The sequence below is a fragment of the Streptomyces sp. NPDC048506 genome (assembly GCF_040651315.1).
In the GTDB taxonomy this organism is placed as follows: domain Bacteria; phylum Actinomycetota; class Actinomycetes; order Streptomycetales; family Streptomycetaceae; genus Streptomyces.
In genome coordinates, this window is record NZ_JBEZIX010000005.1 from 205,618 (window position 1) to 228,876 (window position 23,259).

Here is a 23,259-nt window from a genome sequence, read left to right on the forward strand (position 1 = left end):
GGGCGGGGGTGGGGAAGGTCAGGTCAGGGGCGGGGTTCCGGGTCGCGGGGCAGGCCGAGGAGTCGCTCCGCGACGACGTTCAGCTGGACCTGGGTGGTGCCGCCGGCGATGGTCAGACAGCGCGCCATCAAGAAGCCGTGCAGCGCCCGTTCACCGGCCCCTTCCCGCACCGCACCGGCCGGGCCGAGCAGCTCCAAGGCCAGTTCGGCGACCTTCTGCTGGTGTGCCGTCTGCACCAACTTGCGGATGCTGGCGCCGGCACCCGGCTCCAGCCCCGACACCTGCTGGAGTGTGGTGCGCAGCCCGATGCAGCTCAGCGCGTGTGCCTCCGCGGCCAGTTCGCCGAGCCTCACCCAGATCCCACTCGCCCCGACCGTCTCACCGTCTCCGACCCCGCCCCCGTCTCCACCTCCGGCTCCGACCCCGGCTCCGTCTGGACCGTCCAGGGCCGCGGCGCGGGCGAGGAGCGCCTCAAGCCCCGTGTCGAACGTCAACTGGTCGGCCATGTGGACGCGTTCGTTGTCCAGGGTGGTGCGGGCGACCCGCCAGCCGTCGTCGACCTCGCCGACCACCGCATCGGCCGGGAGCAGCACGTCGTCGAAGTAGACCTCGCTGAAGAGCGAGTCGCCGGTGATCTCCTTCAGCGGGCGGATGTCGATGCCCGGGGTCTCCATGTCGACGAGGAAGAACGTCAGCCCCCGGCGCTTGGGCGCGTCCGGGTTGGTGCGGGCGAGCAGGATGCCGTGGCTCGACCACTGGGCGGCCGAGGTCCACACCTTCTGGCCGTTGATCCGCCAACCACCGCCGTCCGGACCGTCCACCCGCTCGGCACGGGTCCGCAGCGACGCCAGGTCGGAGCCGGCCTCGGGCTCGGAGAACAGCTGGCACCACAGCAGGTCACCGCGGAGCGAGGGCAGCAGATAGCGCTCCTGCTGGTCCGCGGTGCCGTGGGCGACCAGCGAGGGGACCACCCAGGCGGCGATGCCCAGATCGCTGATCCGGACCCCGGAGGCCGACAGCTCCTGTTGGATCGCCAGCTGCTGCACGGGGCCCGCACCCAGTCCGTGGGGACGGGGGAGGTGCGGCGCGGCATATCCGGTGGGGGCCAGTGCGCGGCGCACCGCGGCGGGGTCCAGGCCACGGACGCGGTCGATGACCGTACGGGCCTGTGCGCGGTACTCCGCGGCCTCGGCCGGGAGTTCGAGGTGGAGTGCCCGCCGGGCGCCGGCGGCGGCCCGGCGGGCGGCGCGCAGTCGGTGGCGGTGGCCGCTGCCGAGCAGCTGGCGGGCCACGATCGCCCGCCGCAGATGGAGGTGGGCGTCGTGTTCCCAGGTGAAGCCGATGCCGCCGAGGATCTGGATGCAGTCCTTGGCGCAGCTGACGGCGGCGTCCAGGGCGGTGGCGGTGGCCAGCGCGGCGACCAGGCCGCGGACCTCGGGCGGCTCGTGCACGGCGCGGGCCGCGTCCCAGACCAGGGCGCGGGCCTGCTCGCAGCGTACGAGCATGTCGGCGCAGAGGTGTTTGACGCCCTGGAACTGGCCGATGGGACGGCCGAACTGCTCGCGTACGGTGGCGTGTTCGGCTGCGGTGCGCAGCGTCCAGGCGGCCGTGCCGCAGGCCTCCGCGGCGAACAGCACACCGGCGAGGTCGCGGACGAGTGCGCTGTCGACGGCCAGCAGCCGGTCGCCGGGCACCAGGACACCGTTCGCGCGCACCTCGGCGGTGGGCCGGGTGGGGTCGGCGCTGTCCTGGGCGCGCACGGTCAGCGCCCGGGCGTCGACCACGAGCCAGGCGGGGCCTCCGACACCGCCCTCGCCGGGGGAGCCCTGCCCCGCCCCTTCACGTTCCGTCGTCGGTTCCGTTCGCGCCGCGAGCACGATCAGATCCGCGTCGGCGCCGGCCAGGACGGGAGGCGCGACGCCGTCCAGGACGTAGCCCCCGGTGGTCTCCACGGCGGTGAGTGAGCCCGGGCCGAGTGCGACGGCGGCGAGGAGTTGGCCGGTGGCGAGGGCCCGCGCCAGGCCCGGGGCGCCGCCGCGGTGCAGCAGCGCGGCGGCGAGGGTGGTGGGCAGGTACGGGCCGGGCAGCGCAGCGCGGCCCAGTTCCTCCAACACCACGGCGAGGTCGAGCAGTTCGCCGCCGCCCCCGCCGTCGGCCTCGGGGAGGTGGAGCCCGAGCAGGCCCTGTGCGGCGAGTTCGTCCCAGTACGCGGGCCGCCCGTGCCGGCCGGGCGCGGTGTCGAGCAGTTTGCGCACTTCCTCGGGCGGTACGGCCCGCGCGGCCCAGCCGGCCACCGCCTCGGCCAGGTCACGTTGCTCCTGCGTGATTCCGATGCCCATGGCGAGGCAGGCTAGAACATGTTTCAATCTGACGGAAGGTCAGATGGGTGCGGGATCCGGGGGCTTGACGGGATCGGCGAGATCCACCCCCGAGGGACCCGGCGGCACGGCGAACTCCACGAGAGCCACACTCCGCGGTCCGCAGCGCGGCGACGGCGACGGCGACGGCGACCGCGCACGGAAGGGCGGACGGAAGGGCGGACGGAAGGGCGGACGGAAGGGTGCACGGAAGGACGTGCGCCCGGTGCGCGGACGGCGTGCGCGAGGGCCCCGTGGCCCCGCTTCGCGGACCGTGTCCCACACCCGCCGCGCCTTCCAGGAAACGGTTCGGATGCGAACGGGAAACGGTCCGATGAATTCCGGTGCGGACCGCCATTCCGACCTCTCGGCACACTCTCCGCACGTCCCGCCCTGCACGTAATGTCGCCGCTTTCGGACATCCGGGGAGACGACCGGCGATAAACCGAGGGGAACGGATGAATAGCGCCCGCCCCTCCCGCCTCAATATCCGTATGCACACCACAGGTACACCCCCGCACCAGCCGTCCCACCCGATACGGCACGATGAGCCACCTGACCGCACCACCAGGAGGAAGCCCATGCCCGCTCCCACGGCTCCGACCGCTCCGCAGCCGGAAATCCTCGCCGCGTTCGAAGCGGCAAAGGGCTTCATGCCCGTGGACGAGGGACTCGCCCTGTACGCGGCGGCGGTCGAGGCGGCGGCGCTCGGGCTGCCGCTGGTGGAGGTCGGCACGTACTGCGGCCGGTCCACGATCCTGCTCGCGGACGCCGCGCGCGTCGCCGGGGTGACGGCCGTCACCGTCGACCACCACCGGGGCAGCGAGGAGCAGCAGCCCGGCTGGGAGTACCACGACACGTCCGTTGTGGACCCCGTGGTCGGTCGGATGGACACCCTGCCCACCTTCCGCCGCACCCTGCACGCCGCCGGGCTGGAGGACCAGGTGGTGGCCCTGGTCGGCCGATCGCCGCAGGTCGCGGCCCTGTGGCAGGCGCCGGTGGGCCTGGTCTTCATCGACGGCGGGCACACCGACGAGCACGCCACCGCCGACTACGAGGGCTGGGCGCCGCACCTCGCGCCCGACGGGCTGCTGGTCATCCACGACGTCTTCGCGGACCCGGCGGACGGCGGCCAGGCGCCGTACCGCATCTACCGCAGGGCGCTGGAGTCCGGCGCCTTCACCGAGATCTCGGCGCACCGGTCGCTGCACGTGCTGCGGCGGACCGGGCCCGGCATCTGAGCGGGTCATGCGGACTACGATCGCGAACGTGTCGAACGGCAGCACTTTCCCTCCGCCCCGCCGCCTGCGCGGCACCCTCCTGATGGCGCTGATGGTCCTGGTGGTCGCCGGCGTCGGGGGCTGGCTGGTCTGGCGGTCGTCGGGGGGCGACGGCGGCGGGCCGCCGAGAGCCGGCCAGCCGGCGCCGAGCCGGTCGACGGACGGGACCGACAGGGCTGACGGGGCTGGCAGGGCGGACGAGGCGGGCGGGGCCGACGGTCGGACCGGGCCGGGCGGCCAGGGGCCCACCGAGCCCCACGGCCACGGCAGCCTCAAGGGCAAGACCGTGCTGATCGACCCCGGCCACAATCCGCACAACCGCGACCACGGCCGGCAGATCGCCCAGCTGGTCGACATCGGCAACGCGCGCAAGGAGTGCGACACCACCGGCACCTCCACCGACGGCGGCTACGCCGAGGCGTCCTTCACCCTGGACGTCGCCCGGCGCGCCCGTACCCTCCTACAGCAGCAGGGGGTCAAGGTCGTCTTCACCCAGGACGGCGACCGCTCGTACGGGCCGTGCGTCGACGAGCGCGCGGCCATCGGCAACAAGGCGCACGCCGATGCCGCGGTCTCGATCCACGCCGACGGCTCGGACGTCGGCAACCGCGGCTTCCACGTGATCATGCCCGCGCGGATCACGGCCGGCCCGGCCGACACCTCGGCCATCGTCGAGCCCTCGCGGCAACTGGGCGAGCGATTGGCCGACCGTTTCCACGCAATAACCGGAAGTTCGCGCTCCAATTACATCGGTGACGGCACCGGCCTGGACGTACGCTCCGATCTCGGCGGCCTCAACCTCTCCGCGGTGCCGAAGGTGTTCATCGAGTGCGGCAATATGCGCGACCCGAAGGACGCCGCGCAATTGACCGACGCCCACTGGCGGGAAAAGGCCGCCCGCGGGATCACCGAGGGCATTACGGACTTCTTGACACGCTGACCACAACCGACGGACCGCACCCGACGGGACCGGATCCGATACCCGCGGATACCGGTTCCGATACGACGTCCGATAGCGCGCTCAAACGAACAAGACGGCCCGCCGGATTCGGCGATAGGTTCCCCTTTACGATGGGTGGCCACCGCCGTGCCTCGCACCGCGCGCACCGCGACAGCGACGACCAGACCCACGAAAGAGACAAAGGACCCTTACGTGAACATCCGCTCCCTCACTAGAGGCGACGGCGTGGTGATCGGAGCAGCGGTGTTGCTGTTCATCGCCTCGTTCCTCGACTTCAGCGGCGGCCCCGACTGCTCGGCCGTCGGCCCGGCATACGCCAAGTACTGCGAAGCCCAGGCGCAGAGCACCAGCTACAACGCCTGGGACGTGCTGTCCGTGCTGATGAGCGTGTACCTGGCCGGCCTGATCGCCGCGGCGATCATCGCCGTCACCCGCATGCTGCCGCAGCCCCGCAAGGTCATCGGCATCGACCTGGGCCAGTTCGGCCTCGCCCTCAGCATCTTCGCCGCATGGACGGCGTTCTGGGCCATCGTCGACTCCAGCAACGCCGGCGCCGGCCTGATCCTGGGCCTGATCGCCGCCCTGCTCCTCGCCGCCGGCGCCGTCGCCACACCGCTGGTCCCGGCTCTACAGGTCGCCCTGATCGGCGCCCCCAAGCCGCAGGCCGCCGCCCCGTACGGGGCCGGACCCACCCCGGGCTACGGCTACCCCGGCGCCCAGCAGGCGAGCCAGGGCTACGGCTACCCGGGCGGGCAGCCGGCGGCCGGGCAGCCGGCCGCGGGCGACGGCACGGCCGGCGGCGCCGCGGGGGCCGCCCCTGCCGGTGCCACCCCGGCGGCCGGGACTCCGGCGGACTTCGCGCCGTTCTGGTTCGCGGTGCCCGTCGCGCGCCCTCTCTACGGCGAGGACGGTTCGCCGTCGCCGATCGCCGAACTGGCGCCCGGCACCTGGTATCTGGCGGTGGAGCAGCGCGGCCAGGCACTGATCGCACAGACCCAGGACGGCCGTCGCGGTGTCCTACAGGACACCACCGGCATCCAGCGCGGCTGACACCGGACGCGCCGTTGGGACGAACGCCCCGACGGCCGACCGGACGCACAGCGGTCCTTTCACGGCCCCTCGCCCCTCGTGGGCGGGGGGCCGTTGCGGTGTCCGCCGGGCCGGTCGCCATGCCCGCCGAGGCCGTTGCGGTGTCCGCCGGGCCGTTTGCCGTGCCCGCCGAAGCCGTTGCGGTGTCCGCCGGGCGGTCGTACAGTGCGCCGGGCAAAGCCGATCTGACGCACCGTCAAAAAGCGCGTGGGTTGTGCGTGGTCACGTCCGAGAGGGGCGATCCGTATGCGACTCGGTCTGGCACTGGGCTACTGGGGCCGCGGCCCCGATCCCCGACACCTCGAACTCGCCCGCGCGGCCGAGCGGCTGGGCTACGACTCGGTGTGGACCGCGGAGGCCTGGGGATCGGACGCCTTCACCGCGCTCACCTGGATCGCCGCGCACACCTCCCGGATCAGGCTCGGCACCGCCGTGGCGCAGATGGCCGCCCGTACGCCCACCGCCACCGCGATGCACGCCCTCACCCTCGACCACCTCTCCGGCGGCCGGGTGCTGCTGGGCCTGGGTCTGTCCGGGCCGCAGGTCGTCGAGGGGTGGTACGGACGGCCGTTCCCCAAGAGCCCGCTGACCGCCACCCGCGAGTACGTGGACGTGATCCGCCAGGTCCTGCGCCGGGAGGGCCCGGTGGAGACGGACGGGCTCTTCCACCCCCACCCCTACCGCGGCGCGGACGGCACCGGCCTCGGCAAACCGCTCAAGCCCATCACCCACCCGTTGCGTGCCGGCCTGCCCGTCCTCCTGGGCGCCGAGGGCCCCAAGAACATCGCCCAGACGACCCGGATCGCGGACGGCTGGCTGCCGCTGTACTGGTCCCCGCAGCGCACCGACGTCTACCGGGCCTCGCTCGCCGACGCCCCGGACGGGTTCCTGATCGCCCCCATGGCCCGCGCCGTGGTCTGCGACGACGTCACCGAGGGGCTGCTGCCGGTCAAGGCGATGCTCGGCTTCTACATCGGCGGCATGGGCCATGCGGCAAAGAACTTCCACGCCGACCTGATGGCGCGGATGGGTTTCGAGGAGGAGGCCCGGCGGGTGCAGCGGCTCTTCCTCGAAGGCCGCAAGGAAGAGGCGGTGCTCGCCGTGCCGGACGCCTTCGCCGACGAGATCTCCCTGGTCGGCCCGCGCGAACGGATCGCGGAACGCCTGGAGTTGTGGCGCACCGGCCCGGTCACCGATCTGCTGGTCACCGCGCCGGACCCGCACACGCTGCGGGTACTGGCCGAGCTCAACTCCTGACAGCCGGCCGCGCACCCGCCGGACGGCCCTAGAAGGACGCCACCGCCAGCCACCGCTCCAGCAGGGCCCGCTCGCCCAGCACCTCGACCCGCTCGCTGTCGGCGGGCAGCCTGCGGTAGACGACCTGGAGGAGGTCGGTGAGCGGCGCCCGCAGCGCCACCGCGGCCTTCTCGTGCGTACGGCGGTGGGTGAGCCGCTCGCCCGTGAGGTCGAGGAACCACTCGGCGTTCAGCTCCGCCGGGGTATCGGTGGCGTGGAAGTGGAGGGTGTGGCCGGGGCCGAAGAGTTCTGCCCACCGCTGGGCGAAGCGCTCCGCCACCACCGGCAACTCGCACAGCTGGAGCCACTCCTCCAGGCAGTCGGCGGCGACCTCGGGCGGCACCTCGAAGGCGGATCCCGCGGTGAGCGCGGCGTCCGCGCGGTGGATGACCGTCTCGTGTGTCATCCGGCGGGACCAGAAGCCGGTCCGCTGCACCGGCGACCAGGTCCACACCTCCGTGTCGGGACCGGCCTCGCGCAGCGCCGCCACGGTCCGCTCCACGCCCTCCGCCAGCCAGGCGTCCAGGGCCGCGGCGTCCTCGCCGGCCGGCCCGCTCCCCTCCGGGATGTCCGCGTCGTCGACGTTCTTCGTCGCGCGGGTGGCGACGATCGTGCCGACCCAGCGGTGTGCGCCGCCCAGGTGTCGGGCGAGATCGGCCAGCGTCCAGTCGGGGCAGGTCGGCACCGTCGCGGAGAGGTCACCGTGGCGTACGACCTCCCGGAACTTCTCCGTCTCGACGAGGAGTTGGTCGCAGTACTGCTCATGGGTGAGAGAACCTCGGAGTGTCATGCGGCGCACAGTAGTGCGCCGCCGGCCGGTTCGGCCTCCCCATTGCGCGGTGCCCCTACCGGCAGCAGTCCGGATCGAGGCCGGTCGGCAGCCGTTCGCCGCCGAAGACCGAGGTGGTGGCCTCGTCGCCGCCCACGGCCGCCACCGCGAGCAGCACCGAGCCGGCCGTCCAGGAGGTCAGCTCACGCGGCCAGACCGCGTCGTCGTCGAAGACATAGCCGGTCCAGTACATGCCGTCCTCGGCGCGGAGGTGCTGAATCCACTTGAGGATCTGTACGGCCCGCTCGGACTCCCCCATCGCCCACAGCGCCAGCGCCAACTCCGCGCTCTCCCCACCGGTGACCCAGGGGTTGGGCAGCACGCAGCGCACGCCGAGGCCCGGCACCACGAAGCTCTCCCAGTGGGCGTCGATACGGCGCCTGGCCTCCTCACCGCGGACCGCGCCACCCAGGATGGGGTAGTACCAGTCCATGGAGTAGCGGGCCTTGTCCAGGAAGAGCTCGGGGTGGCTGCGAATCGCATGGCCCAGGCGGCCGACGGCCAGTTCCCAGTCGGGCTGTGGCTCCTCGCGCTGGTCGGCGAGCGCCAGGGCGCAGCGCAGCGCCTGGTAGACGGAGGACGAGCCGGTCAGCAGCGCGTCGTTGACGGGTGTGCCGTCGTCCTCGCGCTTCCAGCCGATCTGGCCGCCGGGCTGCTGGAGCTCCAGCACGTACTCGATCGCCGCGTAGACGGTGGACCACATGCGGTCGAGGAACGCGTCGTCGCCGGTGGACAGGTAGTGGTGCCAGACGCCCACCGCGATGTAGGCGCAGAAGTTGGTCTCCCGGCCGCGGTCGGTGGGCGCCTCGGCGTCGCCGTCGGCGTAGGCCGCGTACCAGGACCCGTCCGGGTTCTGATGGCGCGCCAGCCAGTCGTAGGCGGCCTCGGCGCGCTCGTGTTCGCCGGCGGCGTCCAGGGCCATGGCGGCCTCGGTGTGGTCCCACGGGTCGAGGTGGTGTCCCCGGAACCAGGGGATCGCGCCGTCCTCGCGCTGGGTCGCCAGGATGCCTGCGACCGTACGGGCGGCCTGCTCGGCGGTGAGCACCCCAGGAAGGACGAGCCGTTCGGTACGCCCGGGACTCGTCACTTGGCGGCCCCGGCGGTGGACGCGGCGGACTTCGCGGACTTGGCGGAGGCGGCCGACTTGGTAGTCGTGGCCGACTTGGCGGACGTGGCCGACTTCCGGGCCTTGGGGACCGGCTTCTTCGCGGCGGGCGGCTCGGTCACCGGCGTGGCGGCCTCGCCCGCGGCCTCGTCTCCGGCCTCGCCCGCGGTCCGCCCCGCGCCGCCGGCGGCCGGCGCCTCGGGCAGGTGCGGCTTGGTCGCGTAGACCACGAAGCTCTTGCCGATGACCGGGTTGAGCGCCCGTTCCGCGAGCCGGGTGGCCAGCGGCTTCTTCATGATGTCCCAGACCAGCAACTTGTGGTACGCCTGCACCGGAAGCGCCTTGTCGTTGTCCACTCCGAAGGCGCACTTGAGCCACCAGTAGGGGCTGTGCAGCGCGTGCGCATGGTGCGTGCCGTACGGCTCCAGACCGGCCTCTCGCATCTTGCCGACCAGTTCGTCGCCGCGGTAGATGCGGATGTGGCCGCCCTCGACCTCGTGGTAGGCGTCGCTGAGGGTCCAGCAGATCTTCTCCGGGCCGTAGCGCGGCACGGTGACGGCGATCCGGCCGCCGGGGCGCAGCACCCGCACCATCTCGGCGAGCACGCCCTTGTCGTCCGGGATGTGCTCCATCACCTCGGAGATGATCACGACGTCGAAGCTGTCGTCGGGGAACGGCAGGGCCAGCGCATCGCCCTCCATGGCGACGGCGGAGGCGCCCGCCGGGGCCTCACCGGCCTCCTTCATCGCGGCGAACCACTTGGCGACCTCCCGGATCTCGTCGCCGTTCTGGTCGAGGGCGACGACCTGCGCGCCGCGCCGGTAACACTCGAAGGCGTGCCGGCCGGCGCCGCAGCCCAGGTCGAGCACGCGGTCGCCCGGGGCGAGCGGGAAGCGGGAAAAGTCGACGGTCAGCACGGCGTTCTGCTTTCGTCCGGCGGTGGGTGGCGGTGGTGGCTGCGGGGGGGGGGCGGGCCGGCTAGGTCCGCGGGGTGCGGGCGGCGGTCCGGCCGCCCGCAAGGGCGATCGCCTCGCGGTAGCGCTCGGCAGTGCCGATGGCGGCCTGCCGCCAGGTGAAGCGGGCCAGCACCCGCTCCCGGCCGGCCGCGCCGAGTCTGCGGCGGAGTTCCTCGTCGCCCAGGAGACGGAGCAGTCCGGCCGCCAGCGCCCCGGCGTCGCCCGGGGGCACGGCCAGGCAGGTCTGGCCGTCCGGCCCGGCGACCTCGGGAATGGCGCCGCCGGTGGTGGCGAGCAGCGGGGTGCCGGTGGCCATCGCCTCGGCGGCGGGCAGCGAGAAGCCCTCGTAGAGGGAGGGCACGCAGGCGATCTGGGCGCTGCGGACGAGGTCGACGAGTTCACCGTCGGTGATGCCCTTGACGAACTCGATGGCGCCGGACAGCCCGAGCCGTTCGATGGCGGCGGCGACCGGCCCGTCGTCGGCGCGCTTGCCGACGACCACCAGGTGGGCGTCGGGGTTCTCGGTGCGTACCTTGGCGAGCGCCTCGACGAGGTGGATCAGACCCTTGAGGGGGACGTCGGCACTGGAGGTGGTGACGATCCGGCCCGGCACCTCGGGGACGGACGCATCCGGCGAGAAGAGGTCGGTGTCGGCGCCGATGTGGACCACGTGGATCCGGTCGGGGCGCACGCCGAGGTCGTCGACGATCTCCTGGCGGGAGGAGCCGGAGACGGTCAGCACGGACGGCAGTCGGCGGGCCACGCGCTTCTGCATCCGGGTGAAGCCGTACCAGCGGCGGACCGAGGCGCGGCGCTTCCAGTCGTTCGCGGCCGCCAGGTCGAGCCGGCGGTCGACGGTGATGGGGTGGTGGACGGTGGTGACCAGCGGGGCGCCGAGCGCGCTCGGGCCGCCGAGCAGGCCGTAGCCGAGGGTCTGGTTGTCGTGGACGACGTCGAACTGGCCGCGGCGGGCGGCGAGGTGACGGCGGGCGCGCAGCGAGAAGGTCAGCGGTTCGGGGAAGCCGCCGGTCCACATCGTGCCGACCTCAAGGGCGTCGATCCAGTCGCGGTACTCGCCGCGCTTCGGGGTGCGGAACGGGTCCGGCTGCCGGTAGAGGTCCAGGCTGGGCAGCTCGGTCAGGGTCACGCCCCCGGACTCCGCCCGGGAGGTGCCCACCTCGTCGAGGACGGGGTAGGGCTGGGCGCCGATGACGTCGACGGTGTGGCCGAGCCGGGCGAGTTCGCGCGAGAGGTGGCGTACGTAGACGCCCTGTCCGCCGCAGAACGGGTTCCCCTTGTACGTGAGCATCGCGATGCGCAGGGGACTCTCGCCGTTCGGCGGGGCGGAGGCCGAGGGGGACTCCGCGGGGCGAGGCTCGGCTGCCTGGACGGCCTCTGCGGTCACGCACGGCCCCCTTCTCACTGGACTTTCGCCGGAGCGTAACCGCTGGCGGTAATCTAGAACAAGTTTCAGAACTGCCGAGCTACTGGCCAGTTCAACGAGCTTCGAATCTACCGGCCGAGGACCATGCGAAAAGAGCCGCACCAGGTGATTCGCGCCACCACCCGCCCCCCTGCCATGCTGTGCCGGTCACACCACCGGCACTCACCGCATCGCGGACGGAATGCCACGGAATGGGAAATATGACTACGGAATCCAAGGCGGCCAGGCCGACGCTTCCCGCGAGTCCTCCCCTGACCGAGCGTCAGGAGGCCCGGCGTCGCCGCATCCTGCACACCAGCGCCAAGCTGGCGTCCCGTGGCGGCTTCGACGCCGTGCAGATGCGCGAGGTCGCCGAATCCTCCGGCGTCGCGCTCGGCACCCTCTACCGCTACTTCCCCTCCAAGGTGCACCTGCTGGTGGCCACCATGCAGGACCAGCTCCAGCACATGCACGAGACGCTGCGCAAGCGCCCGCCGTCGGAACCGGACCCCGGCGCACGGGTCGCCCAGACCCTGATGCGGGCGTTCCGCGCACTGCAACGCGAGCCGCACCTCGCCGATGCGATGGTGCGCGCGCTGACCTTCGCGGACCGCTCCGTCAGCCCCGAGGTGGACACCGTCTCCCGACTGACCACTGCGATCATCCTCGACGCCATGGGCCTGGACGGACCCCCCACTCCCGAGCAGCTGTCCGCGGTCCGCGTCATCGAGCACACCTGGCACTCGGCACTGATCACCTGGCTGTCCGGGCGCGCCTCGATCGCCCAGGTGAAGATAGACATCGAGACGGTGTGCCGACTGATCGACGTGACGACACCGGGGCGCGAGCCGGGGCGCGAGCCGGGGCGGCAGCGTTAACCCTGCGTCTCCAGCGGGTAGTTGGCCCGCAAGGGGGCTTCGCGACCCCTACGGGGCGACCACCCCATCCCCCTACGGGACCGCCGCCACCCCGACGGGGCTCCGCCCCGTCCCCGGCGCACCGGCGCTCCCCTCCCTTCCGCCCACTGCCCCTCTCCCCGCCCTGACGGCCCGCCGCCCCCCTCCCGCCGCTTACTCCTCCGGCGGGAAGACCGCCTCACCGCTGCGCGCGGCGGTGAGGGTGATGGCCTCCACCGGGCAGCCCTCGGCGGCCGCCAACAGGCTCTCGGTGGCGTCCACCTCCGACGCCACCGGGTGCGACTGCCGGCCCGCGTCCAGCCGGAACCCCTCCGACGCCGCGGCGACGCACATCCCCGACCCGATGCATACGCTCCGGTCCACCTCCACCCGCCAGCGGTCCCCCATCAGGCACCCGCCGGCAGGTGGATCATCTTGTGCTCCAGATACTCGCCGAAGCCTTCGGGGCCGAACTCCCGGCCGATACCGGAGTTCTTGTAGCCGCCGAACGGGCCGAGCATGTCGATGCTGAAGGTGTTCACCGAGTACGTTCCCGTGCGCACCTGCCGGGCGACGTCCACGCCGTGGTCGACGTCCGCGGTCCACACCGAGCCGGAGAGCCCGTAGTCGGAGTCGTTGGCGATGCGCACCGCCTCCGCCTCGTCCTCGTACGGCAGCAGGCAGATGACCGGGCCGAAGATCTCCTCGCGGGCGATCCGCATGGAGTTGGCGACCTCGCCGAAGAGGGTGGGCTCGACGTACCAGCCCGTGGTCTGCCCCTTGGGCCGGCCACCGCCGGTCAGGACCTTGGCGCCTTCCTGCTGGCCGAGGGCGATGTAGTCCAGCGAGCGCTGCTGCTGACGACGGGCGACCAGCGGGCCGACCTCGGTGGCCGGATCCAGTGGGTCGCCGACGGTGAGCGCGGAGGCCGCCGCGGTGAACCGCTCGGCGATCTCGTCATAACGGCTGCGCGGCGCGAGGATCCGCGTCTGGGCCACACAGGCCTGCCCGTTGATCATCCAGGCGAACGGCACGATGCCGGCCACCGCCGCGTCCAGATCCGCATCCGGCAGGATCACCGCAGCGGACTTCCCGCCGAGTTCGAGGGTGACCCGGCTGAGGTTGCGGGCGGCGACCTCCATGACCCGCTTGCCGGCCGCCACCGAGCCGGTGAACGACACCTTGTCCACGCCGGGGTGCCCGACCAGGTACTCGCTGACCTCGCGGTCCGCCGGCAGGATCGACAGTACGCCCGGCGGCAGTCCGGCCCCGGTCGCGATCTCGGCGAGGAGGTACGCGTCCAGCGGGGTCTCCGGCGACACCTTCAGCACCACCGAACAGCCGGCCAGCAGCGCCGGCGCGAGCTTGGCGGCCGCGGTGAACTGCGGGACGTTCCACGGCACCACGGCCGCGACCACCCCGGCCGGCTCCCGCCGCACGAGGATCGACCCGAGCACCCCGGCCCGCCGCTCCTCGAAGGGGAAGTCGCGGGCGACGGTCAGCGCCGCGTCCCACGCCAGCACCGAGGCCAGCGACTGCACCATGACGCCGGCGGTGAAGGGGGTGCCGTTCTCGGAGCTGATGACCTTGGCGAACTCCTCGCTGCGCGCCGCGAGGGCGTCCTTGATACGGGTCACCACCGCGATCCGGTCCTCCAGCGGGGCGTTCGCCCACACCCCGGAATCGAAGGACGTACGGGCCGCAGCCACCGCAAGATCGACATCGGCGCGCGAGGCGTGCGGGACCCGGCCGATGACCCGTTCGGTGTGCGGTGAGACGACGTCGATCGTGTCCCGGCCGGCCGGATCGACCAACTCACCGCCTATATAGAGCTTTCCGTGCTCGACGAGGTCGCTCATCGCTGCCGCCTCCTGCGGGTGCCGTGCTCCGGTATCCGATCCCGACTGTCGAGAGGGCCGTGGGCCATGGACGCCCCCGACCATCGACGGCTTGCCATGACGGCACGTCAGCAACATTGCCCATTACCGCACCGCATCAGGAACTGATACCAGTTCTAGTTCCAGGAGTCCACGGCATGCGCCCGAATCCCAACTCACCTTGGCCTGAGGTCGACTTCGCGCCTTATTGAAACCAGTTCTAGTTATAGTGAACGGCGGCGGGGACGGGCGGGCGGCCTGCGGCACAGGGCCCGCGCCACAACACCGCACCGCCACACGTACGCACCAGCACGCGTACGCACGGCCACACGTACGCACCGCCACGCGTACACACCGAGGCGCCGGGGCAGCGAGACACCGAGGTACCGGAACAGCGAGGCGCCGAGACACCGAGGCACCGAGGCACCGAGGCACCGAGAACCAGGTGACGCCACACCGAGAGGGGACCGGGATGACGACGCAGGTGACCGACCACCGCGGCGGCGTATGGAGCATCGCCGTCCCCATCCCGGACAACCCGCTCGGCCACACCCTCGTCCACCTCCTGGAGACCGATCGCGGACCGGTGCTCATCGACACCGGCTGGGACGACCCGGACTCCTGGGACACCCTGGCCGCGGGCATCGGTGCGTGCGGCTTCACCCTGGACGACGTCCACGGCGTCCTGATCACCCACCACCACCCCGACCACCACGGCCTCTCCGCCCAGGTGCGGGAGGCGTCCGGCGCCTGGATCGCGATGCACGCCGCGGACGCCGCCGTGGTCCGCCGCACCCGCGAGGCCGAACCGGGCCGATGGCTCGACTACTTGATCACCAAGCTCGCGACGGCGGGCGCACCGGACGACCACCTGGCGCCGCTGCGCGAGGCGCGCACGAGGGGCGGCGGCCGGAGACTGCCGGGCCGACGGGCGGCACTACCGGACCGGGAGATCACACCCGGGGAGCTGCTCGATCTTCCGGGTCGCCGGGTGCGCGCCATCTGGACACCGGGGCACACGCCGGGGCACGTCTGCCTGCACCTGGAGGAGGAACACCCGGCCGGCGGGCGCGTCGACGGCTTCGGGCGACTCTTCTCCGGCGATCACCTCCTCCCGGGAATCACCCCGCACATCGGCCTCTACGAGGACCCGGACGACGCCACCGTCACCGACCCCCTGGGCGACTACCTCGACTCCCTCGAACGCATCGACCGACTCGCCCCCGCCGAGGTACTGCCCGCCCACCAACACGCCTTCTCCGACGCCACGGGGCGCGTGCGCGAGCTCATCGCACACCACGAAGAGCGGCTCTCCGGACTGAGAGCACTGCTCCGCGAGCCACTCACCCCCTGGCAGCTCGCCGTGGCCATGGAGTGGAACCGCCCCTGGGAACAGATCCCTTACGGCTCACGGAACATCGCCGTTTCGGAGGCCGAGGCCCATCTGCGCCGCCTGCTGAAGCAGGGGCACGCGGAGCGAGTGCCCGGCTCCGACCCCGCGACGTACCGGGCGGTGTGAGAAGCTGGAGAGAAATTAGGAGCCTTAGGCAACTAAATCTCTCTCCAGGAGGCCTCGTATGGGCGAGTTGAGCGGCGTGGCAGCGACGGCACTCGGCGTGGCCCGGATCCGTGCGGCCGAAAGCGCCCGCCCCGACCGGCTCTTCGACGATCCGTATGCCGCGGCGTTCGTGGCAGCGGCCGGTGGCGTCGAGGCTGCCGCGGCGGCGTCGGTGTCACGGCGGCCCGCCGCGTCCGACGGCACCGGCAGCACCGGCAGCACCGGCAACGACGCCGCGGTGCCTGCCGCTGCACGCCGGGACGCCTTCCACCGCACCCTGGCCCGGCACATCGTGCTACGCACCCGCTTCTTCGACGACTACCTGAGGGAGGCCACCACCGGGCGCCCCTCGGAAGCCACCACTGAGCATTCGTCAGTGGCCGCCGGCGGGCACGCCCTCCGCCAGGTGGTGATCCTCGCCGCCGGCCTCGACACCCGCGCCTACCGACTGCCGTGGCCCGACGGCGTACGGCTCTACGAAGTCGACCTCCCGGAGGTGCTGGCCTTCAAGGAGCGCGTGCTCGACGAGGAGCATGCCCGGCCGCGCTGCACCCGCACCTCCCTGGCCGCCGATCTCCGGACGGACTGGACCGCACCGCTGCGGTCCGCCGGCTTCGTTCCGGACGAGCCGACCGCCTGGCTGGTCGAGGGTCTGCTGGTCTACCTCTCGGCCGGGGACGCCGCCCAACTGCTGTCCACCATCGGCGCGCAGTCCGCCCCCGGCAGCCGCCTCGCCTTCCCCGGGGTCGGAGACTTCCGGAACAGTCCGCTGATGGCCGGCGGGCGGGCACTGCCGTCGATGCGCGAGGTGAGCGCCCTGTGGCAGGGCGGCCTCGACGAGCCCGCCGACGCCTGGCTGACCCTGCACGGCTGGCGGCCGCGTACATACGCCCGCGAGGCCCTTGCGGCGTCGTACGGGCGGGCGCAGGGGGGCACGAGTGGACACGGCACGACTCCGCACGGCGGGCACGGGGACGGCGGGCACGGCGGGGACCGCGGGGCTTTCGTGGTCGCCGTCCGGAGGGAGGAGGATGCCTCCGGGCGGTCGGGGCGGTCGGCCGGGTCCGCGACCGGTTGGTCCGCAAGCCCAGAGAGCCCAGAGAGGGACGGTGAGGGACGGTGAGGCCGGTAAGGACGGTGAGGCCCGGTGAGGGCCCGCTCTCGGCTGGTACGTGCGGGCGGGTGACGGCTCGGCGCCGGTTAGGGTGTGCGGGACAACTGCATCCGTACCCGATCGGGGGAAGCCGGTGGAAATCCGGCGCTGACCCGCAACCGTGAGGACGGCCGGCCCGCGCACCGCGCGGCGCACCCGGCCGTACGAGCCGGAGCACCCGATGGGGCACGACCAAGGCTCCCGCCACCGGAACCGCCCGCCCGAGCGGACGGCCGGTGCGCGGCACCGTCGAGGTATGCGGAGCTGAGCCCGGTGCCACCGTGCCGATCACAGGATCGGGCGCGCGGCCGACCGAGCGCGGCTCCGTACCACCGCCGCGACCCGACCCGAGAGGCACCGACCCGATGGCCCCCATGGATTCCATGGCACCCCAGGCCCCGTTGACGCACCCCGTCGCCTTCCTGGCGCGCCGCGCCGCCACGGCGCTGGCGGCTGCGGCGGTACTGGCCACGGCGGCAGCTCCCGCAGCGTTCGCGGACGCCCCGTCGCCGTCCCCGTCGGCCGGCAAGCTGCCCAGTGGGCTGTACGGCACCAAGGACCCGCAGTACGACGGTGTCTGGCGACAGTCGCTGGCGCTGCTGGCGCAGGACACGGTGGGCGTGCGGCCCGCGACGTCGGCTGTGGACTGGCTGGCCGGGCAGCAGTGCGCCGACGGCTCGTTCACCGCCTTCCGCGCCGAGCCGGGCAAGCCGTGCGACGCCAAGACGATGCGGGACACCAACCAGACGGCCGCGGCGATACAGGCGCTGGCCACCCTCGGCGGGCACGGCGACACCGTGAAGAAGGCCGTGAACTGGCTGAAGTCGGTGCAGAACGACGACGGCGGCTGGAGCTCGATGCCCGGCTCGCCCAGCGACGCCAACTCCACTTCCGTGGTCATCGGCGCGCTCGTGGCGGCCGGTGAGAAGCCGGAGTCGGTCACGTCCGGGAAGGGCGGCAAGAACCCGTACGACGGGCTGCTCACCTTCCTGCTGGGCTGCGACGCCAAGGAGGGTGAGCGGGGCGCGTTCACCTTCCAGCTCAAGGGCGCGGCGCCGAACGCGGACGCCACCGCGGCCGCGGCGACCGGCGCACTCGGCAAGGGCTTTGTCGTGGCGCCCGCCGGCAACGGCGCGAAGACCGCCGTCAAGCAGCTGAGCTGCAAGAACGGCGACAAGGGCGGTAAGCAGCAGACCGCCGGACGGGAGCAGGCGGCGGATGCCGGTGCCGCCTACCTCGTCGGGGTGCTCGACGAGAACGGGCAGCACCTGCCCTCCGCGATGCCTGGCCAGGAGAAGCAGCCCGATGTCGGCAACACCGCCGATGCCGTGGTCGCGCTGGCGGCCGGGGCGCACGGCGCCGCGGCCCAGAAGCCGCTGAAGTGGCTGGAGAAGAACGCGAAGGACTGGGCCCGGCAGAACGGCCCGGCCGCGTACGCCCAGCTGGTGCTCGCCGCGCACGCCACCGGAGCCGACCCGCGGTCCTTCGGCGGTACGGACCTGGTGGCCGCACTGAACGCGACCGGCCCGAAGCCGGCCGCGACGAGCGCGGGGAACACCGCGGGGTCCGACAGCTCCAGCGACTCCAGTGACGCCAAGGGCGGCGGCATGGGCATCTGGTGGGTCGTCGGCGTCGGGCTCGCCTTCGGCGCCGGCATCGGCTTCCTGCTGAGCGGCCGCAGGAAGAAGAACGAGCTCTGATGCCTCTGGTGCGTCTGATGGTGCGGTCGGGGCAGTCGGCGCGGTCAGTACGGTCGGCGCGTCCGGTGCGGGCCGGCAGGGTCTTCGGAGCGCTGCTGCTGAGCGGTGCGGTTCTCGGGCTGAGCGCCGGGCCGGCCCAGGCACAGGAGTACCGCTACTGGTCCTTCTGGCACGGCGAGGAGGCCAAGGGCGGCGGCACGAGCGGCTCCGGTTCCTGGGCCTACGCCACCGAGGGACCCGCCACTCTACGGCCGGCCGACGGCGCGGTCGAGGGCTTCCGCTTCACCCTCAGCGCAGACTCCGCCGCGGCCGGCAAGCCGCGCACGGCGGCCGACTTCGACGCCATCTGCCGCCGTACGCCGGCCAAGGACGGCCGTAAGCGGATCGGCATCGTCATCGACTTCGGCACCACGGCGGACGCACCCGGCGGCGAACGGCCTCCCAAGACGCGGACGGAGTGCGCCCAGGTGCCCGAGGACGCCTCGGCGGGCGACGCACTCGCAGCGGTCGCGCGCCCCCTGCGCTACGACTCCAACGCGCTGCTCTGTGCCATCGCCGGCTATCCCACATCCGGCTGCGCGGACCAGGTGGACGGGTCGGACGGTTCTGACGGGTCGGACGGTACCGGCAGTTCCAAGGACGGCGGGTCGAAGGGCGGCTCCAACGGGTCCGGGGACAAGGGGACCGGGGCCACGGACACGGCGGCCTCCGCCAGCACGGGGGCGAACGGCGACGGCGGGGGCGGCGGGGATTCCGGCGCCGACGGCGGGCCGTCCGCAGGGCTGCTCGGCGGTGTCGCTGCCGTCGTCGTACTGGGCGCGGCAGCCGTGTGGCAGGCGCGCCGCCGACGCGGATGAGCGCCCCACAGGCGACCCGTACCACCGCGCTGCACGCCGGCGCCTGGTGGCTGTGGGCGCTCGGTCTGGCCACCGCGGCCTCCCGCACCACCAATCCGCTGTTGCTGGGGCTGCTGGTGGGCGTGGCCGGCTATGTCGTCGCGGCTCGCCGTACTGATGCGCCATGGGCCCGCTCGTACGGCGCGTTCGTCAAGCTCGGCCTGGTCGTCATTGCCATTCGGCTGGTCTGCGCGGTCGTTCTCGGCTCGCCGATCCCCGGTACCCACACCCTGCTCACCCTGCCCGAAGTCCCGCTGCCGGACTGGGCGAAGGGCGTCCGGATAGGCGGCCGGGTCACGGCGGAGGCCATGCTCTTCGCCCTCTACGACGGGCTGAAGCTGGCCACCCTCCTCATCTGCGTCGGCGCCGCCAACGCACTCGCCAACCCGTCCCGGCTGCTGAAGTCCCTGCCGGGCGCCCTGTACGAAGCGGGCGTGGCGGTCGTCGTCGCCATGACCTTCGCACCGAACCTCGTCGCCGACGTACAACGGTTGCGTGCCGCCCGACGGCTGCGCGGCCGCCCCGACCGGGGGTTCAAGGCGCTGCTCCAGGTCGGCCTGCCGGTGCTGGAGGGCGCGCTGGAGCGCTCGGTGGCACTGGCCGCGGCCATGGACGCCCGGGGCTACGGCCGTAGCGCCGAGGTACCGCGCGCCGTACGGCACACCACCTCGGTGCTCACGCTCGGTGGCCTGCTCGGCATCTGCGCCGGTACATACGGCCTGCTGGGCGACACCGGGGGTGGCTACGGACTGCCGCTGCTGCTCGGCGGTCTGGCCGCGGCCCTCGGCGGACTGTGGCTCGGCGGCCGCCGCTCAATCCGCACCCGCTACCGCCCGGAGCGTTGGGGTCCTCGCGCCTGGCTCGTCGCGGGCTCCGGCATCGCCGTGGCCGCGTTGATGATCTGGGCCAACGCCTACGCTCCCGCCGCTCTCCACCCGCCCGCGGTCCCCCTCACCACCCCCGTCCTCCCCCTCTGGCCGGCCGCATCCGTTCTTCTCGGGCTGCTCCCGGCGTTCGTGGCGCCAGCCCCCGCACCGGCCTCAGCGGCGACCGGACGACCTGGGTGCACAGGTGGCCGTACAAATGCCGCCGCCCTCGACACGGCAGGCACGGAATCCGGGAAGCACAAGAAGTACGAGCAGCACACGAAGGAGCCCACCCAGTGATCCGGTTCGAGCAGGTCTCGGTCACGTACGGCGACGCCGACGCCGCGACACCTGCCGTCCAGGGCATCGACCTGACCGTCCCCGAGGGCGAACTGTGCCTCCTGGTCGGCCCCTCCGGCGTCGGCAAGTCCACCGTCCTGAACGCCGTCTGCGGACTCGTCCCGCACTTCACCGGCGGCACCCTGCACGGCCGCGTCACCGTCGACGGCCGCGACACCCGCACCCACAAGCCGCGCGAACTCGCCGACGTGGTGGGCACCGTGGGCCAAGACCCGTTGGCCCACTTCGTCACCGACACCGTCGAGGACGAACTCGCCTACGGCATGGAGTCGCTCGGCCTCGCCCCTGACGTGATGCGCCGCCGTGTGGAGGAGACCCTGGACCTGTTGGGCCTCGCCGACCTGCGCGACCGTGCCATCACCACCCTCTCGGGCGGCCAGATGCAGCGGGTGGCGATCGGGTCGGTGCTCACCACCCACCCCAAGATCCTGGTCCTCGACGAGCCGACCTCGGCCCTCGACCCGGCCGCCGCCGAAGAGGTGCTCTCCGTGCTCCAGCGCCTGGTACACGACCTGGGAACCACGGTCCTCCTGGCCGAACACCGCCTGGAACGCGTCGTCCAGTACGCCGATCAAGTCATCCTCCTCCCTTCCCCCGGTGCGCCCCCGGTCATGGGCCCCCCGGCCGACATCATGGCCATCTCACCCGTTCACCCCCCTGTGGTGGCACTGGGCCGCCTGGCACAGTGGTCCCCGCTTCCGCTCTCCGTCCGAGACGCCCGCCGCAAGGCCGCTCCGCTTCGCGAACGCCTGCGCCAGGCCGCCCCGCCCACCGGCGACGCCGAGGCCCCGGCCGGTGCCGCCGCCGTCCCGCCCACCGCCGTGGTCGCGGAGGTTTCCGGGCTCGGCGTCCGTCGGGGGCCCGTCGACGCGCTGCACCGGGTGGACCTGACGGTTCGGGGCGGGGAGACCATCGCGCTGATGGGGCGCAACGGCGCGGGGAAGTCCACCCTCCTCAGCACGCTCGTCGGGATGCACCAGCCGTCCTCCGGGGCGGTTCGGGTCGGCGGCGCCGCCCCTCACCGCACCAGCCCTCGTGCCCTGCTGCGACATGTCGGCCTCGTGCCCCAGGAACCACGCGACCTCCTCTACGCCGACACCGTTGCCGCCGAGTGCACCGCGGCCGACCAGGACGCGGGCGCCCCCGCAGGCAGCTGTCGGACGCTGGTCGGCCAACTGCTGCCCGATGTTCCGGACTCCGTCCACCCCCGTGATCTGTCGGAGGGCCAACGCCTCGCCCTCGCCCTCGCGGTCGTCCTGACCGCCCGTCCGCCGCTGCTCCTCCTCGACGAACCCACCCGCGGCCTCGACTATGCCGCCAAGGCCCGCCTGATCGAGGTGCTGCGCGCCCTGGCCTCCGAGAGCCACGCCATCGTCCTGGCCACCCACGATGTGGAACTCGCCGCCGAACTGGCGCACCGTGTGGTGATCCTCGCGGACGGTGAGGTCGTCGCCGACGGTCCCACCGATGAGGTTGTCGTCTCCTCTCCTTCCTTTGCTCCGCAGGTCGCCAAGGTGCTGGCTCCGCTGCCCTGGCTGACCGTTCCTCAGGTGGCGCGTGCCCTGGAGGCCACCGGATGAGCACGCAACGGGACCGTGCCGGGGCCACTGCCGCCCGCCCCACCTCCGAGGGACCCGCACCCGGCCGCCGGGCGCGCGCGGTGCGCCTCGGGCCTCGCTCCGTCGCCGCGCTGGTCCTGGTCTCGGCCACCGGCGTGATGGCTTTCGGGTGGCCGCTGCTCGCCGGCTCCGCGTCCGGGCTGGCCCATTCCCAGGACGCGCCCTGGTTGTTCGCCGCGCTGCTGCCGATGCTGCTCGCGGTGGTCGTGGCGACCATCGCCGACGCCGGCCTGGACGCCAAGGCCATCGCCATGCTCGGCGTACTGGCCGCGGCCGGGGCCGCGTTGCGCCCACTGGGAGCGGGGACGGCCGGAATCGAGCCGATGTTCTTCCTGATGGTGTTGTCGGGCCGGGTCCTCGGCCCCGGCTTCGGATTCGTACTGGGTTCCGTGGCGATGTTCGCCTCGGCTCTACTGACCGGCGGCGTCGGCCCCTGGATGCCGTTCCAGATGCTGACGATGGGGTGGGTGTCGATGGGCGCCGGCTTGCTGCCTGGGCCCGAACGACTGCGTGGGCGCCGCGAACTGGCCATGCTCGCTGCCTACGGCGCGGTCTCCGCCGTCCTCTACGGCCTGATCATGAACCTCCAGGGCTGGCCCTATATCGCCGGCATGGCTTCCGGTGTCTCCTTCGTCCCTGGGGATCCTCTCGATCAGAACCTCGCCCGCTATATCGCCTACTGCCTTGCCACCTCCCTCGGCTGGGACCTGCCCCGGGCCCTGGTCACCGTGAGCCTCACCTTCGCCCTGGGCGGCACCGTTCTCAAGGCCCTGCGCCGCGCCACCCGTCGGGCCGCCTTCGACGTGCCGGTTGCGTTCGCGTCGCCTTCGCTGGCCTCCTCGTCTTCCTCGGCTTCGCTTGCTTCCTCGTCTTCGCTTGCCTCCTCGACTTCCTCGTCTTCGCTTGCCTATCCGTCTTCGTCTTCCTCCTCGCCTACTTCAACTCCGTCTTCGTCTTCGTCTTCGTCTTCGTCTTCGTCTTCGTCTGGAGCATCCGCTTCTCGTGCGGATCCGCGGGGTGGGGCGGTCTGAGAGGGCC

At 72.7% G+C, this 23,259-nt stretch carries 18 protein-coding genes, 1 pseudogene and 1 riboswitch; of the genes and pseudogenes, 12 read left to right on the forward strand and 7 right to left on the reverse strand.

Annotated elements, in window-relative coordinates; all coding sequences use genetic code 11:
• Positions 1 to 23: 23 nt before the first annotated feature.
• A complete protein-coding gene (locus tag AB0C96_RS05835) occupies positions 24 to 2,339 on the reverse strand; it encodes an acyl-CoA dehydrogenase (RefSeq protein ID WP_362914065.1) in 2,316 nt (771 codons plus the stop codon).
• Between the two features lie 599 nt (positions 2,340 to 2,938).
• Here AB0C96_RS05835 and AB0C96_RS05840 point away from each other — a divergent pair.
• The 4 genes from AB0C96_RS05840 to AB0C96_RS05855 all read left to right on the forward strand — a co-directional run bounded on the left by AB0C96_RS05840 (position 2,939) and on the right by AB0C96_RS05855 (position 6,944).
• Complete coding sequence (locus tag AB0C96_RS05840; protein WP_362914067.1) at positions 2,939 to 3,598, forward strand: class I SAM-dependent methyltransferase; 660 nt, start codon at positions 2,939 to 2,941, stop codon at positions 3,596 to 3,598.
• Between the two features lie 28 nt (positions 3,599 to 3,626).
• Positions 3,627 to 4,577: an N-acetylmuramoyl-L-alanine amidase gene (locus tag AB0C96_RS05845; RefSeq protein ID WP_362914069.1), complete on the forward strand. Its 951-nt coding sequence runs from the start codon at positions 3,627 to 3,629 to the stop codon at positions 4,575 to 4,577.
• Between the two features lie 213 nt (positions 4,578 to 4,790).
• Positions 4,791 to 5,648 carry a DUF5336 domain-containing protein gene (locus AB0C96_RS05850; RefSeq protein ID WP_362914071.1) on the forward strand — a complete coding sequence of 286 codons (858 nt, stop codon included), beginning with the start codon at positions 4,791 to 4,793 and terminating at the stop codon, positions 5,646 to 5,648.
• A gap of 285 nt (positions 5,649 to 5,933) precedes the next feature.
• Complete coding sequence (locus AB0C96_RS05855; protein ID WP_362914073.1) at positions 5,934 to 6,944, forward strand: LLM class F420-dependent oxidoreductase; 1,011 nt, start codon at positions 5,934 to 5,936, stop codon at positions 6,942 to 6,944.
• A gap of 28 nt (positions 6,945 to 6,972) precedes the next feature.
• Here AB0C96_RS05855 and AB0C96_RS05860 read toward each other — a convergent pair whose 3' ends face one another.
• From AB0C96_RS05860 to AB0C96_RS05875, 4 genes and pseudogenes are all read right to left on the reverse strand, one after another.
• Complete coding sequence (locus AB0C96_RS05860) at positions 6,973 to 7,773, reverse strand: maleylpyruvate isomerase family mycothiol-dependent enzyme (protein WP_362914075.1); 801 nt, start codon at positions 7,771 to 7,773, stop codon at positions 6,973 to 6,975.
• Positions 7,774 to 7,828: 55 nt separating this feature from the next.
• On the reverse strand, positions 7,829 to 8,899 hold the full coding sequence (locus AB0C96_RS05865; protein WP_362914077.1) for a prenyltransferase/squalene oxidase repeat-containing protein: 1,071 nt from the start codon (positions 8,897 to 8,899) through the stop codon (positions 7,829 to 7,831).
• 218 nt (positions 8,900 to 9,117) lie between these two features.
• Positions 9,118 to 9,834, reverse strand: a pseudogene (locus AB0C96_RS05870) (class I SAM-dependent methyltransferase); the annotation flags it as partial.
• 61 nt (positions 9,835 to 9,895) lie between these two features.
• The gene (locus tag AB0C96_RS05875; protein ID WP_362914078.1) at positions 9,896 to 11,278 is read right to left on the reverse strand and encodes a glycosyltransferase family 4 protein; all 1,383 of its coding nucleotides are present in this window, start codon (positions 11,276 to 11,278) and stop codon (positions 9,896 to 9,898) included.
• Positions 11,279 to 11,517: 239 nt separating this feature from the next.
• Here AB0C96_RS05875 and AB0C96_RS05880 point away from each other — a divergent pair, with 239 nt between their 5' ends.
• Positions 11,518 to 12,174: a TetR family transcriptional regulator gene (locus tag AB0C96_RS05880; RefSeq protein WP_362914080.1), complete on the forward strand. Its 657-nt coding sequence runs from the start codon at positions 11,518 to 11,520 to the stop codon at positions 12,172 to 12,174.
• A 192-nt stretch (positions 12,175 to 12,366) separates the two neighbouring features.
• On the opposite strand, the gene AB0C96_RS05885 is transcribed toward AB0C96_RS05880, so the two are convergent.
• Positions 12,367 to 12,600, reverse strand: a complete 234-nt coding sequence (locus tag AB0C96_RS05885; protein WP_362914082.1) for a ferredoxin — start codon at positions 12,598 to 12,600, stop codon at positions 12,367 to 12,369.
• A complete protein-coding gene (locus AB0C96_RS05890; RefSeq protein ID WP_362914083.1) occupies positions 12,600 to 14,051 on the reverse strand; it encodes an aldehyde dehydrogenase in 1,452 nt (483 codons plus the stop codon). The genes AB0C96_RS05885 and AB0C96_RS05890 overlap by 1 nt, the downstream gene beginning before the upstream one ends.
• 490 nt (positions 14,052 to 14,541) lie before the next feature.
• Between AB0C96_RS05890 and AB0C96_RS05895 the strand changes: the two genes are divergently transcribed.
• From AB0C96_RS05895 to AB0C96_RS05925, 7 genes are all read left to right on the forward strand, one after another.
• Positions 14,542 to 15,588, forward strand: a complete 1,047-nt coding sequence (locus AB0C96_RS05895) for an MBL fold metallo-hydrolase (RefSeq protein ID WP_362914085.1) — start codon at positions 14,542 to 14,544, stop codon at positions 15,586 to 15,588.
• A gap of 58 nt (positions 15,589 to 15,646) precedes the next feature.
• The gene (locus AB0C96_RS05900; protein ID WP_362914087.1) at positions 15,647 to 16,750 is read left to right on the forward strand and encodes an SAM-dependent methyltransferase; all 1,104 of its coding nucleotides are present in this window, start codon (positions 15,647 to 15,649) and stop codon (positions 16,748 to 16,750) included.
• Between the two features lie 114 nt (positions 16,751 to 16,864).
• Positions 16,865 to 16,960: riboswitch (cobalamin riboswitch) on the forward strand.
• A gap of 194 nt (positions 16,961 to 17,154) precedes the next feature.
• Complete coding sequence (locus AB0C96_RS05905) at positions 17,155 to 18,480, forward strand: prenyltransferase/squalene oxidase repeat-containing protein (RefSeq protein WP_362914089.1); 1,326 nt, start codon at positions 17,155 to 17,157, stop codon at positions 18,478 to 18,480.
• Positions 18,481 to 18,545: 65 nt separating this feature from the next.
• The gene (locus AB0C96_RS05910; RefSeq protein WP_362914135.1) at positions 18,546 to 19,337 is read left to right on the forward strand and encodes an SCO2322 family protein; all 792 of its coding nucleotides are present in this window, start codon (positions 18,546 to 18,548) and stop codon (positions 19,335 to 19,337) included.
• The gene (locus AB0C96_RS05915; protein ID WP_362914091.1) at positions 19,334 to 20,542 is read left to right on the forward strand and encodes an energy-coupling factor transporter transmembrane protein EcfT; all 1,209 of its coding nucleotides are present in this window, start codon (positions 19,334 to 19,336) and stop codon (positions 20,540 to 20,542) included. The genes AB0C96_RS05910 and AB0C96_RS05915 overlap by 4 nt, the downstream gene beginning before the upstream one ends.
• On the forward strand, positions 20,539 to 22,182 hold the full coding sequence (locus AB0C96_RS05920) for an ATP-binding cassette domain-containing protein (protein WP_362914093.1): 1,644 nt from the start codon (positions 20,539 to 20,541) through the stop codon (positions 22,180 to 22,182). Before AB0C96_RS05915 ends, AB0C96_RS05920 begins: the two co-directional genes overlap by 4 nt.
• The gene (locus AB0C96_RS05925; RefSeq protein ID WP_362914095.1) at positions 22,179 to 23,252 is read left to right on the forward strand and encodes an ECF transporter S component; all 1,074 of its coding nucleotides are present in this window, start codon (positions 22,179 to 22,181) and stop codon (positions 23,250 to 23,252) included. Before AB0C96_RS05920 ends, AB0C96_RS05925 begins: the two co-directional genes overlap by 4 nt.
• Positions 23,253 to 23,259 lie beyond the last annotated feature (7 nt).

What these genes read in the sequence shown, in the direction of transcription:
- AB0C96_RS05835 (WP_362914065.1), bottom strand. Translation starts at nt 2,339, where the DNA reads ATGGGCATCGGAATCACGCAGGAGCAACGTGACCTGGCCGAGGCGGTG.
- AB0C96_RS05840 (WP_362914067.1), top strand. Translation starts at nt 2,939, where the DNA reads ATGCCCGCTCCCACGGCTCCGACCGCTCCGCAGCCGGAAATCCTCGCC.
- AB0C96_RS05855 (WP_362914073.1), top strand. Translation starts at nt 5,934, where the DNA reads ATGCGACTCGGTCTGGCACTGGGCTACTGGGGCCGCGGCCCCGATCCC.
- AB0C96_RS05860 (WP_362914075.1), bottom strand. Translation starts at nt 7,773, where the DNA reads ATGACACTCCGAGGTTCTCTCACCCATGAGCAGTACTGCGACCAACTC.
- AB0C96_RS05880 (WP_362914080.1), top strand. Translation starts at nt 11,518, where the DNA reads ATGACTACGGAATCCAAGGCGGCCAGGCCGACGCTTCCCGCGAGTCCT.
- AB0C96_RS05885 (WP_362914082.1), bottom strand. Translation starts at nt 12,600, where the DNA reads ATGGGGGACCGCTGGCGGGTGGAGGTGGACCGGAGCGTATGCATCGGG.
- AB0C96_RS05890 (WP_362914083.1), bottom strand. Translation starts at nt 14,051, where the DNA reads ATGAGCGACCTCGTCGAGCACGGAAAGCTCTATATAGGCGGTGAGTTG.
- AB0C96_RS05895 (WP_362914085.1), top strand. Translation starts at nt 14,542, where the DNA reads ATGACGACGCAGGTGACCGACCACCGCGGCGGCGTATGGAGCATCGCC.
- AB0C96_RS05900 (WP_362914087.1), top strand. Translation starts at nt 15,647, where the DNA reads ATGGGCGAGTTGAGCGGCGTGGCAGCGACGGCACTCGGCGTGGCCCGG.
- AB0C96_RS05905 (WP_362914089.1), top strand. Translation starts at nt 17,155, where the DNA reads ATGGATTCCATGGCACCCCAGGCCCCGTTGACGCACCCCGTCGCCTTC.
- AB0C96_RS05915 (WP_362914091.1), top strand. Translation starts at nt 19,334, where the DNA reads ATGAGCGCCCCACAGGCGACCCGTACCACCGCGCTGCACGCCGGCGCC.
- AB0C96_RS05925 (WP_362914095.1), top strand. Translation starts at nt 22,179, where the DNA reads ATGAGCACGCAACGGGACCGTGCCGGGGCCACTGCCGCCCGCCCCACC.